8 protein-coding genes are annotated in these 13250 nt (G+C 57.7%); all 8 read right to left on the reverse strand.

What is annotated here, in order from left to right; translation table 11 throughout:
• Positions 1 to 51: 51 nt before the first annotated feature.
• Positions 52 to 4224 (reverse strand): DNA-directed RNA polymerase subunit beta, encoded by a 4173-nt coding sequence (rpoB, locus tag GSP01_RS05685; protein WP_141351588.1) that lies wholly within the window; start codon positions 4222 to 4224, stop codon positions 52 to 54.
• Between the two features lie 240 nt (positions 4225 to 4464).
• Positions 4465 to 4839 carry a 50S ribosomal protein L7/L12 gene (rplL, locus tag GSP01_RS05690; RefSeq protein WP_141351590.1) on the reverse strand — a complete coding sequence of 125 codons (375 nt, stop codon included), beginning with the start codon at positions 4837 to 4839 and terminating at the stop codon, positions 4465 to 4467.
• Positions 4840 to 4907: 68 nt separating this feature from the next.
• A complete protein-coding gene (gene rplJ, locus GSP01_RS05695) occupies positions 4908 to 5432 on the reverse strand; it encodes a 50S ribosomal protein L10 (protein WP_141351592.1) in 525 nt (174 codons plus the stop codon).
• A 305-nt stretch (positions 5433 to 5737) separates the two neighbouring features.
• Positions 5738 to 6430 (reverse strand): 50S ribosomal protein L1, encoded by a 693-nt coding sequence (gene rplA, locus GSP01_RS05700; protein WP_062110027.1) that lies wholly within the window; start codon positions 6428 to 6430, stop codon positions 5738 to 5740.
• A gap of 4 nt (positions 6431 to 6434) precedes the next feature.
• A complete protein-coding gene (rplK, locus tag GSP01_RS05705; protein WP_008852418.1) occupies positions 6435 to 6869 on the reverse strand; it encodes a 50S ribosomal protein L11 in 435 nt (144 codons plus the stop codon).
• A 99-nt stretch (positions 6870 to 6968) separates the two neighbouring features.
• On the reverse strand, positions 6969 to 8639 hold the full coding sequence (locus GSP01_RS05710) for an efflux transporter outer membrane subunit (protein WP_228123826.1): 1671 nt from the start codon (positions 8637 to 8639) through the stop codon (positions 6969 to 6971).
• Positions 8639 to 9931 (reverse strand): efflux RND transporter periplasmic adaptor subunit, encoded by a 1293-nt coding sequence (locus tag GSP01_RS05715; protein WP_174787551.1) that lies wholly within the window; start codon positions 9929 to 9931, stop codon positions 8639 to 8641. Before GSP01_RS05715 ends, GSP01_RS05710 begins: the two co-directional genes overlap by 1 nt.
• Positions 9928 to 13095 carry an efflux RND transporter permease subunit gene (locus tag GSP01_RS05720; protein WP_141351667.1) on the reverse strand — a complete coding sequence of 1056 codons (3168 nt, stop codon included), beginning with the start codon at positions 13093 to 13095 and terminating at the stop codon, positions 9928 to 9930. The genes GSP01_RS05715 and GSP01_RS05720 overlap by 4 nt, the downstream gene beginning before the upstream one ends.
• Between the last annotated feature and the right edge of the window lie 155 nt (positions 13096 to 13250).

Below are 13250 nucleotides of genomic sequence, written 5' to 3' on the forward strand. Positions count from 1 at the left end.
ACCGCGGACACCTTAAAAATGAACCGTGACGAATAAGGAGGGAGCAGGCAATTAAAGCCCGCTCTGCTCGAGTTCGACGTTCAGGCCGAGCGACTTCAGTTCCTTGATCAGAACATTGAAGCTCTCCGGAATGCCGGCTTCGAAATCATCCTGCTCGCGAACGATTGCCTCGTAGACCTTGGTACGGCCGGACACGTCATCCGACTTTACCGTCAGCATTTCCTGCAGCGTATAGGCTGCACCGTATGCCTCAAGCGCCCACACTTCCATTTCACCAAAGCGCTGACCACCGAACTGCGCCTTACCACCCAGCGGCTGCTGCGTGACTAGCGAGTAAGGACCAATCGAACGAGCATGAATCTTGTCGTCGACAAGGTGATGCAGCTTCAGCATGTAGATGTAGCCAACCGTCGTCTGGCGCTCGAACACCTCACCTGTACGACCGTCGATCAGCTGCGACTGGCCCGACTTGTTGACGCCAGCCTTCTCGAGCATCTCTTCGATATCCGGGATGGAGGCACCGTCGAACACCGGCGTTGCGATCGGCAATCCCTTGCGAAGGTTGTTCGCAAGCTCGATCAGTTGTTCGTTCGGCAGGGTCGCCACATCTTCGTTGAAGACAACATCGCCATAGACTTCATGAAGGCGATCCAGCAATTCCTGCTTGCGCTCACCGGTCCGCTGATACTCGTCCACCATATCGCCGATGCTTGCGCCGATATTGGCACAGGCCCAGCCCAGATGAGTCTCAAGAATCTGACCGATGTTCATGCGCGACGGCACACCCAGCGGATTCAACACGATGTCGACAGCCTGACCATTTTCAAGGAACGGCATGTCCTCGACAGGAACGACGCGGGAAACCACACCCTTGTTACCGTGACGACCAGCCATCTTGTCACCCGGCTGAAGCTTACGCTTCACGGCAACGAAGACCTTGACCATTTTCATCACGCCAGGCGGCAGTTCATCACCGCGCTGCAGCTTCTCGACCTTGCTGTCGAAACGCGCATCGATCCGGCGGGTCGCTTCCTTGAACTCACCGCGCAGCTTTTCAAGCTCCGCCATGACTTCGTCGGACGTGACCGTGATGCTTGCCCAGGTTGCGCGATGATGCTCGTCCAGAACCTCTTCCGTGATCGGCGTGCCGGAGCGGATGCCCTTGAAGCCGGCACCGGCCGTCTGGCCAACCAGACGCTCACGAAGGCGGTTGTAGAAGCTGCGCTCCTGGATGCCACGCTCGTCGTCACGGTCCTTGGTGAGACGCTCGATTTCGGCGCGCTCGATGGCCATGGCACGCTCGTCCTTGTCCACGCCGCGGCGGGAGAAAACGCGAACGTCGACGATCGTACCCGTTGTACCGGGCGGCAGCTTCAGGGACGTGTCACGGACATCGGATGCCTTTTCACCGAAGATGGCGCGCAGAAGCTTCTCTTCTGGCGTCATCGGGCTTTCACCCTTCGGCGTCACCTTGCCAACGAGAATATCCCCCGGATTCACCTCGGCACCGACATAGACGATACCGGCTTCGTCGAGGTTACGCAGGGCTTCCTCACCGACATTCGGAATGTCGCGCGTGATTTCTTCCTGACCCAGCTTCGTATCACGGGCCATGACTTCGAACTCTTCGATATGGATCGAAGTGAACACGTCATCACGGGCAATACGCTCGGAGATCAAAATGGAATCTTCAAAGTTGTAACCGTTCCAGGGCATGAACGCGACGAGCACGTTACGACCCAGAGCCAGTTCACCCAGCTCGGTGGACGGACCGTCGGCGATGATGTCACCGGCATGAACCGTGTCACCGACCTTCACTAGCGGACGCTGGTTGATGCAGGTGGACTGGTTGGAGCGCATATACTTGCGCAGACGATAGATATCCACGCCCTGCGTGGCACCGGCCTCGTCCGTCGCACGAACCACGATACGGGCACCATCGATCTGGTCGATGACACCACTGCGTTTGGCAACGATAGTCGCACCGGAATCATGCGCAACAGCGGCTTCCATGCCGGTACCAACCAGCGGGGCATCAGCCTTCACCAGTGGCACAGCCTGACGCTGCATGTTCGCCCCCATCAGGGCGCGGTTGGCGTCATCGTTCTCAAGGAACGGAATGAGCGCGGCAGCGACAGACACGAGCTGCTTCGGCGAAACGTCACAGGCCGTGACCTGTTCCGGCGGAACAACACGGAAGTCACCGGAACGACGGACGGAAACAAGTTCATCCGTCAGGCGGCCCTGATCATCCTGCTTGGCATCAGCCTGGGCAACGACAAGCTTCTCTTCTTCCATGGCAGAAAGATATTTCCAGCCATCTTGAAGAACGCCCTCTTCTACCAGACGATACGGCGTCTCGATGAAGCCATACTTATTCACCTTGGCATAGGTCGACAGCGAGTTGATCAGACCAATGTTCGGACCTTCCGGCGTCTCGATCGGGCAGATACGGCCGTAATGCGTCGGATGAACGTCACGGACTTCAAAGCCTGCACGTTCGCGCGTCAAACCACCCGGGCCAAGCGCCGAAAGACGACGCTTGTGCGTCACTTCGGAGAGCGGGTTGGTCTGGTCCATGAACTGGCTGAGCTGCGAAGATCCGAAGAACTCACGCACAGCAGCAGCAGCCGGCTTCGCGTTAATCAGATCATGCGGCATGACTGTGTCGATGTCGACGGAACCCATACGCTCACGGATGGCACGCTCCATGCGGAGCAGGCCGACGCGATACTGATTCTCCATCAGTTCGCCGACAGAGCGGACACGACGGTTACCAAGGTTGTCGATATCGTCGATCTGGCCGCGACCGTCCTTGAGTTCGCACATAATCTTGATCGTGCGCAGGATATCTTCCTTACGCAGGACACGCAGGGTATCCGGCGCATCGACATCAAGACGCATATTCATCTTCACACGGCCGACCGCAGATAGATCGTAACGACCCTGGTCGAAGAAGAGACCATGGAACATGGCTTCCGCCGTTTCCTTGGTCGGCGGCTCACCCGGACGCATGATGCGATAAATATCGATCAGGGCTTCATCACGGCAGCTGTTCTTGTCGGCAGCCAGCGTATTACGGATCCAAGGGCCATGTGAGCCATCCACAGACAACAGCGGAAGCTCTGTGATACCCATTTCCTCAAGCGCAGCGAGACGATCTTCCGTCAGCTCCTCACCCGCTTCGCCATAAATCTCACCCGTGTTCTCGTTGACGAGATCATAGGCCAGGAAACGACCGAGGATATCGAGACGACCAACCTGCACGACACGGGTCTTCTCAGCGATCTTGCGAACCATGCGCGCAGTCAGCTTCGCATCGGCTTCGGCAACCACCTCACCCGTATCGGCATCAACCAGCGGGCTGAGCAGCTTCAAACCACGGAACGCATCGGGGTCGAACGGACGGGCCCATTCGCCACCCAGGCGAGTGAACGGAACCGTCTGATAGAAGTAGGACAGGATTTCATCCTGATCCATACCACGAACATCAAGACTGTCGACGTCGCCGCCTTCTGCAATTTTCTGGGCACGCTGAGCCAGATAATTAGCCCCTTCCAACGCATACAGAAGCGTCGTAACGGGCAGCTTGCGCTTGCGGTCAATACGGACATAGATCAAGTCCTTGGCATCGAATTCGAAATCGAGCCAGGAACCACGATACGGAATAACACGGGCAGCAAAGAGATATTTACCCGAAGAATGCGTCTTGCCCTTATCGTGATCGAAGAACACGCCCGGGCTACGATGCATCTGCGAGACAATGACACGCTCGGTACCATTAATGATGAAGGTGCCGTTATCAGTCATGAGCGGCATGTCGCCCATGTAAACCGGCTGCTCCTTCATGTCGTGAATCGAGCGCGAGCCTGTATCCTCGTCAATATCCCACGTCGTCAGACGAAGAATGACCTTCAGCGGCGCTGCATAGGTCAGACCGCGCTGGATGCACTCTTCGACATCATATTTCGGATCTTCGAATTCGTAGGACATGAAGTCCAGACGACCGCGACCCGCAAAATCGTTGATCGGAAAAACCGAACGGAAGACTTCCTGCAACCCGGCATCCTGCCGACTGTCAGGGCTCACGTTCATCTGCAGGAATGCCTCATAGGAGGCGCGCTGCACGTCGATCAAATTGGGCATCGGCGCAATTTCGGGAATACGCCCGAAACTTTTGCGGATCCTTTTGCGTCCCGTGAACGATTTGGTGATCGCGTTCATCTCTTCTGCCCTCTGCACCAGACCTTCGAGTCGCCCGTAAACGGCACTGGGAAACTAACCCCAGCATTGCGGACGACCGGAACGACCGGCCATTATGAAATTTTCAGTACGTGGCGAGCCGCGCACTATACGCCCGTTTTGCTCCAACGGCAAATCGGGCGGGAACCGCATGCGATCCCCGCCCCATCTGTCTGCCAGGCAGAAGCCACTTCGCGAGCGAAGCAGCCTGAAGTCAGTAAATTACTTGACTTCGACCTTGGCGCCGGCGTCTTCAAGAGCCTTCTTGATCTTGGCGGCTTCGTCCTTAGACACGCCTTCCTTGACAGTCTTCGGCGCACCTTCGACCAGGTCCTTGGCTTCCTTCAGACCCAGGCCCGTGATGCCACGGACTTCCTTAATCACGTTGATCTTCTTGTCGCCAGCGTCAGCCAGGACAACCGTGAATTCGGTCTGCTCTTCAGCAGGTGCAGCAGCAGCGCCACCGGCAGCAGCAGCAACCGCAACCGGAGCAGCAGCAGAAACGCCCCACTTCTCTTCGAGCATCTTGGAGAGTTCTGCAGCTTCCAGAACGGTCAGAGCGGACAGCTCTTCAACAATCTTTGCCAGATCGGCCATGGTTTTATCCTAAATTGATGTACTGTTGATCAGATTCAAGGCCTACGCCGCAGCGCGGACCCTCATTCTCAGGCAGCTTCTGCTTCGCCGGCCTTGGCATAGGCACCCAAGACGCGAGCAAGCTGGCCAGCCGGCGCCTGGACAACACCTGCGATACGCGTGGCCGGGGTATTGATCATACCCACCAGCTTTGCGCGCAGCTCGTCCAGCGACGGCAGCTCGGCAAGGGCCTTGATTCCGTCGACGCCAAGCGTCTGGGAACCGAGGGCGCCACCAAGCACCACCAGTTTGTCGTTCGTCTTGGCGAACTCGACGATCACCTTTGCCACCGATGCCGGGTCCTCGGACCACGCAAGCGCGGTCGGCCCCTTGAGCAGCGGCGCGATGCCGTCGAATTGGGTCCCATCCAGAGCGCGGCTGGCCAGCCGGTTCTTCGCAACCTTGTATGTCGCTCCTGCCGCACGAATGCGTCGACGCAGTTCCGTCACATCAGCAACCGTCAGACCCTTGTTCTGGGTGACGACAACCATGGACGTGCTGCCAAACACATCGGCGAGGAACTCAACAAAGGCCCGTTTTTCCGTACGGTCCAAAACCTGTCTCCTCGTCAGCCCGGCTCTCACCGGACCAGGTTACCCATGGAGCCACTTCTTTCGAAATAACTCCGCTCGCCTGTCCACAGAAGTGAGCGAACCCAGTACATCGCAGCAGAGCCACTTAATACCGCCGCCCCGTCTGACGCCCGCGATCCCGAAGGATCCTTAAAGACCCAAAGGCCCACGTGCGGTCTTGGACAGGTTTGGAAGCGACCTGCAAGCAGGCCACCCCTCAGCCATCACCCCCGAAGGCGTGACGTCATTTCGTGGCGGTCTTTCCCAGAAGGAAGACCGCCTGTCAATCAGGCTTCGAAGCTCGAAACATCAACGCGAACGCCCGGCCCCATCGTGGAAGACAAAGCCGCCTTCTTCAGATACGTACCCTTGGCACCCGTCGGACGAGCCTTCTGCACAGCATCGACCAGAGCATTGATGTTCTCGACCAGCTTGGCTTCATCGAAAGAAGCCTTACCAACACCTGCATGGATGATACCAGCCTTCTCAGCGCGGTATTCAACCTGACCGGACTTGGCTGCCGTGATGGCACCCTTGACATCCATGGTCACCGTCCCGAGACGCGGGTTCGGCATCAGACCGCGCGGGCCGAGGATCTTACCCAGGCGGCCCACGAGAGCCATCATGTCCGGCGTCGCGATGCAACGGTCGAAGTTGATTTCGCCAGCCTGGATCTTTTCAGCCAGATCTTCCGCACCGACGACTTCCGCACCAGCAGCCAGGGCCTCTTCAGCCTTCGGACCACGGGCGAACACGCCGACACGCAGAGTCTTGCCTGTGCCGTTCGGCAGGGAGATCAGACCACGGACCATCTGGTCAGCGTGACGCGGGTCGATGCCGAGGTTCAGCGAGATTTCGATCGTCTCGTCGAACTTTGCCTTGGCGTTGCTCTTCACGAGTGCCACAGCCTCGGTCAGACCATAGGGCTTGTTACGCTCGACAGTTGCCTGTGCGGCGTTCAGACGCTTGTTCTTAGCCATGGGATCAGCCCTCCACCACGTTCAGGCCCATCGACTTGGCAGAACCGGCGAGCATGCGCACGGCGCCATCAATGTCGTTGGCGTTCATGTCCTTGAACTTCGTCTCAGCGATTTCGCGAAGCTGAGCCGTCGTCACAGAACCAACCGCAGCAGACTTACCAACCGTCTGGCTACCCTTGGAAATCTTGGCGGCCTTCAGGAGGAAGTACGTGTTCGGCGGCGTCTTCGTGATGAAGGAGAACGTGCGATCCGCATAGGCGGTGATGACCACCGGGATCGGCATACCGGGCTCGAGCTGCTGCGTCTTGGCGTTGAACTCCTTGCAGAACTGCATGATGTTCAGGCCGCGCTGACCCAGAGCCGGACCAACCGGCGGAGAAGGATTGGCTTTACCAGCCGGAATCTGAAGCTTGATGTAGCCAACAACTTTTTTGGCCATATCCGGGACTCCCCTGTTTGTAGTTCCCGAACCGCGGTTCTACGGAGTCGGCTAAGCCTCCCCCTCCCGCGTCCGAAGTGAGGCGGACCCCTAGACCAGTCAGGGGCGCCCCGTCAAGCCTTGCGAGACATTATCCGACACGTGATCGCCACGAAGATCATTGTCCAGCGGGGACGCATGATTGTCGATACCGTTCACGGCCTTCGGCGTTCGCAGATCCCCATACTGAAGCGGGCCAAACGGATCGATCTGCTTGATGCCTGGCAAATCACTGGCATTCCAGCCGCCGCCCAGAGCACGCACCAGACGCACGGAGGACTGGACCTGTGCCGTCTGCACCTCGACCTCTGCCAGACGCGCCTGCAGGGCATCCTGCTGGGCCACAAGAGCATCAAGATAGTTCGACAGGCCACCCGTATAGAGCGCCATAGTCATGCTCTGCGTGCGCAGCGCCGCATCCACGGCCTTCTGCTGCTGATCCTGCGCGACTTTAAACTGACGTGTCTGCGTCAGCCCATCTTCGACATCCTGGAACGCGGACAGGACAACAGAGCGATAGTTGTCCACCATACCCCGGTATTGCGACCAGGAGCGCTGCAGCGCTGCACGCCGCAGACCACCGGTAAAGGCCGGCTCGACCGCCTGAACCGCAATTTTCCAGAATGCCCGGGAGATGCTGGCGAGATCGAAGCCACCATCCTCGAAACCACCGTCGGCACTGAAAGTGATATGCGGGTAGAAGGCGGCGCGTGACACACCGATGGCCCGGGCCGAAGCAGCCATCTGCCGCTCGGCAATGGCGATATCCGGACGGCGCTCCAGAAGCGATGCAGGCAATCCCGCATTGATCTTCAAGACCCCGAAATGCATTTTCACGTCCTTGACGGGCGCAATATGAAAACCTGCGGGGGCCGTATTGAGCAGGACCGCAATCGCATGCTCCATGACGTTGCGACTGGCGATCAGATTGCTCTTGCTCGCCTGCGCAGAATAGAGCTGTGTCTCGGCGCGCGAGACATCCAAACCAGCACCGATCGAACCCGCCTGACGCAGTTCCGTGATCTCAACAGCAGCCCGGAAGTAGCGGATGGAATCATCATAAACTGCGTTCTGAGCATCAAGCCCACGCAAGGCAATATAGTCGGACGCCAGTTCCGCTTCCAGACTCAGCCTGGCGAGTGCGTACTGACCTGCCGAAGCCTGCGCCAGGTTTTTCTGCATCCGCGTAGTGTTACGGATCGAGTTCCAGAAATCCGGCTCCCAGGTCGCAGCACCACTATAGGCCTGATTAGACTCATAAACGAGACTGGTGCTCCTGGCCGGGTTGTTATAGAGCCGGCCGATGGAGCCCTTATTGTCGCTCATATGAGCCCCGCCAGTCACCTGCGGGTACAGACGGCTTTCCGTCTCGCGGGCCACATCACGGGCCTGCGTGAAGGCTTCCGCCTCGGCCTGCAGATCGGGATTGACGGCCAACATACGCTTTTCGAGCCCATCGAGAATGGGATCGTTGAACATGGTCCACCAGTCACTGCGGACAACGCCATCCGCAGGCTGCGCATTGCCCATCATCCCCTGTCCTTCCCACCCTTTCGGATAGAGGAACTTCTGGGGGTGATATTCAGGCGACAGATCACATGACGCCAGCCCGATCGAGAGCACACCAGCCAGAGCCGTCGTGATCCGCCACCTGGAACGGTTACGTCTGGAAGGAACCGTTACGGACGGAGATGACGGGAGCGGGGATGACTGAGAACATTCCGGTTTCATCAGCGAGATCCGGCCTCTTCAGGGTTTGCATCATGCTGACGGACAGGTTTCTGATCCGAATCCTGCTGCACTTTGCTCGGCGTGTTGTATCCCGGTGTAGTCGGGACGATCTTGACTTCGTCCCCTTCCAGCAGATCAGCAGTAGGGTTGGCAACCACACGGTCGTCTTGTGTAAGGCCGCTGAGAATCTGGACCGTCGTGCCAAAGTTGATGCCGACTTTCACATTCACCAGATGGGCGTGGTTATTAATAACCTTGGCCACCTGCGTCCCTTCGGCCCGAAAGATGATCGCGCCTACCGGCAGGATCAGGATATTCGGATTTCCAGGAGCCGAAATATGCGCCGTCGCATAGGAGTTCGGCCACAGCAGATTATCGCTGTTATCCAGTGTCAGCTCAGTCGTGACCGTACGGGTCGCGGCATTAAAGGCGTTAGCTGTTGCAAGGAACGTCGCGCGAAAACGGCTCCCCGGATACTGCGGCACCGTCAGCTCAGCTTCAATTTTCGGAGAAATGACGCTGGCGAAATCCTGCGGAACCGACACAAACACGCGCATGCGGTGCACATCAGCGACCGAGAACAGTTCGGACGCCGCACCCCGTGAATTAAGATTGCCTCCACCCGCGTTCACATAGTCACCCACGTTCACCAGACGCGACGTCACGATCCCGTCGAACGGCGCAACGATCCTCTTGAAGTCCTCCAGGGCCTGAAAACGGTCCACGTCATGGAGCGCAGCTTCGAGCTCGGCTTTCTGGGCGGCGGCATTGGCGGCCTGCACGTCCACTTCCTGACGCGACACAGCCTGCGTTCCCTTCAGGGCCGTCCAACGCTTGGTCGTGATCAGAGCCAGATTGTACCGCGCCAGAATGACGTTGTAATGCGCCTTGGCCGCCTCGTACTGGGCGTCGATGCTGGGGGTACTGATTTCCGCCAGAACATCACCGCGCTTCACATGCGCGCCATAGTCCTTGTACCACATTTTCACATAGCCCGAGACCTGCGCGTAGATCGGCGCTTCATACCAGGCTGCTAGATTGGCAGGCAGATCGACCTGACGCGTCTTCGGACCTGGCTGCGGTGCAATCAGAGTGACAGGCGGAATGGCCGCTTCATCTGTCGCGCCAGCCAGGGAATGATAATGCGCTCCCCGCTGCACAATCCCCCAGGCTGCCAGGGCGATCGCCAGCAGGATCACTACCAGCAGGACAAGCTTGCCGCGTGTTCCAGACCCCGTGCGTGCCGGATGGTTTGTCGGAGGCACCTGCCCCTGATCCGTAGAATGGCTCACGCGCGGTCTCCTTCAGGCCCAGCAGGCCGCTTGTAATGAATAAGGGCAAAAACGCAGGGAACAAAAAGCAGGGTGGCAACGGTTGCCACAAGAAGCCCGCCGATCACCGCCTTGCCCAGCGGCGCATTGTCGGAATTGCTGATGGACATCGGGATCATGCCGATCATCATCGCCAGCGCTGTCATCAGAACCGGACGGATACGTTCATAACCCGCTTCCAGCGCTGCCGTGATAGCATCACCATGATGATCCATCCGTTCACGGGCAAACGACACCACGAGGATAGCATTAGCCGTAGCCGTACCCATACACATGATCGCACCCGTCAAAGCCGGGACCGACATAGAGGTATGGGTCAGGAACAGGCTCCAGGAGATACCCCCCAAGGCACCCGGCAGAGCGGTAATGATGACGAAAGGATCAAGCCAGGACTGAAAGTTCACGACGATGATCAGATAGACCAGAATGATTGAGAGCGCGAGGCCACCAATCAGCTGGACATAGGCGTCATTCATCGTCACGGCCTGACCTCGGACCACCATGCTCGATCCATGCGGTAGCAGCTTGCGCTCATTGTTCACGATCCGGTTCACCGCCCTCGAGAGAGTTCCCAGATCTATGTCTTCAGGCGCTGCATAGATATCAAAGACCGGCATGATGTTATAATGCGCGACTTCCGCCGGCGTCCCGGTCTGCACGAGTTCACTCAGACCACCCAGGAGCTGCGGAGCTTGGTTGGTCGGGTTTCCGTCCCCCTTATCGATCGGGAGGATCTCCAGATCGTTCATGGTCTGCAGATAGTTCGCAGGCGTCTGAACGTCGATCAGCTGCGACGTACCCTGCGCATTCAGGTAATAAGTCTGGCCGACCTGGCCACTACCGGACAGCGTAACCAGCGCATTCAGCGCTACGTCCCGCTCGGTGATTCCAGTTCCCAGCGCAAAGCTTCGGCGGTTATTCACCATGATGGTCGGCTGCGTCATCGGCTCCTGGATGGAGACATCCGTAATACCCGGAATACGGCGCAGTTTCTTGGCGAGCTGTCTGGCAAAGCGGAAGTTATCATTCAGATTACGCCCCACCACCTGCACGTCAATCGGTGACGGCAGACCGAAATTCAGGATCTTGGCCGTGAGATCACCCGGCTGGAACGTGAAGATGGTTCCCGGGAAATCATTGGTCAGCCCCTTGCGGAGAGTCCTGCGATATTCGGCGATCGGACTTTCGGAATTGCGAAGCTGAAGCGTGATGTCGCAGTCCTGTGCCCCCACGGTCGGAGATGGGATCATGGCCTGGTTCAACTGACTGAACGGCAAACCACAGTTGTTCACCACATTGACTACCTGACCAGGCAACAGGCTGCGTATCCGGCGCTCGACCAGTCCGGCGATCTTGCCGCTTTCTTCAAGCCGGGTACCGATCGGGGCACGCATATGCATCTGCAGCGTACCGGATTTGATTTCCGGGAAGAAGTCCTGCCCGATGAACAGCAGCAGCGCCATGGACGAAACCGCCGCAAGCAGGAACAGTGTCACGAAACGGCCACGGATCGAGATCAGGGTCTCGAGAATCACTTTGTAGTGCTCGCGGAAGCTGGTGAACCGCGCCTCGAAACCCCTCTGGAAACGGCCAAAAATGCTTAGCTTGCGGTTATGCCATTCCGGGTCGCGATGCATCCGGACCTGCGCTGCCAGCATCCAGTTCGCCATGGTTGGAACCAGTGTTCGCGACAGAATAAAAGACGCGATCATCGCGAAAATGATGGCTTCGGCCATCGGCATGAACAGCCAGCCAGAAATACCCGTCAACTCGAACAGCGGCAGCCACACGATGCAGATACAGGTTGTGGATACGAAGGTCGGAATGACGATCTGGTTCGCCGCATCGATAATAGCATCCTCGAGGTCCTTGCCGGTCTCGAGATGAGCATCGATATTCTCGATCATGACGGTCGCGTCATCCACGAGAATACCGACCGCCAGCGCCAGACCGCCCAGCGTCATCACATTAATGGACTGTCCGGCAATACTCAGCCCGATGATCGAGCACAGCATCGCCAACGGAATGGAGGTCGCTACGATCACGGTCGAGCGCCACGAACCCAGGAACAACATGACCGTCAGACTGGTCAGGATCGCGGCGGTGATCATCTCACGCACCACATCCACGACTGATTCCTTCACGAAGCTCGACGCATCGGTCAGGACATTCACCGTCGTTCCGGCCGGCAGCGTCGCCTCGATCTGTGGCAGGAGTTTCTTGATGCCACTCACAACGGAAAGCGTGGAGGCGTCACCGCTCTTGAGAACAACGATCAGGACCGCCTGCTGCCCCTTCACAAGGACTGCATTAATCTGCGGAGGGCCTCCACGGTGCACCCATGCGACGTCGCGCAGATAAATCACGGAATTACCAACCTGTTTGATCGGCATTTTATTGAAATTCGCCAGATCAAGAGGTGCTGAGTTCGTCTTCACCATCCAGTCCAGCTGCCCGATGCGCTGATCACCTGCCGGAAGAACAATATTTTGCAGGTTCAGCGCTGTCGCCACATCTTCTGGAGAGAGTCTGTGAGCCAGCAACTTGATCGGATCAATATCCACCATGATGTCCGGAGCCAGACCACCATAGGGATTGGGGATCGCCGCCCCAGGCACAGAAATCAGTTCCGGCCGGATCAGGTTGGACGCCATGTTGTAGATTTCCGACCCGGACATAGTCGGGTTGTTCACCTGCAACGTCAGAACCGGAACCGACGACGCATCCATTGCCAGAATTAAGGGTGGCGTCGAGCCGGTCGGCAACTGCTTGATAACAGTCTGGGACACTGACGTGATCTGCGTCTGCGCAACCGCCGTATTGGTTCCAGGCTGAAAGAACACCTTCACAATACCACGGCCATAATAGGACGAGCTTTCGATATGCTCGATATTGCTGACCGTTGCTGTCAGGGAACGCTCGTAATAGTAGACAATACGCCCCGACATGTCTTCGGGCATTAAACCCGTATAGGACCAGACGATAGCCACGATCGGAATCTTGATCGATGGAAACACGTCCGTAGGCGTCGCAACAATGGCCCGTATCCCGAAGATCAGGATCATGATCGACAGAACCACGAAAGTATAAGGCCGCTTCAGCGCGGTAACGACAATGGCATTCATACGGTCAGACAACCCCTTGGGGCTCTTCCTGGTCCGGTCATTCTCAACGGGTGTCCCCTTGCAAACTGATCCGATTCATATCCATCGAGCCTCAGACGACAAGGAAAATTCTGTTTAAATATCAAGATACACGGAAAATATTGACACAATGCGAC

The sequence above is a fragment of the Gluconobacter sphaericus NBRC 12467 genome, assembly GCF_006539125.1.
Classification (GTDB): Bacteria; Pseudomonadota; Alphaproteobacteria; order Acetobacterales; family Acetobacteraceae; genus Gluconobacter; species Gluconobacter sphaericus.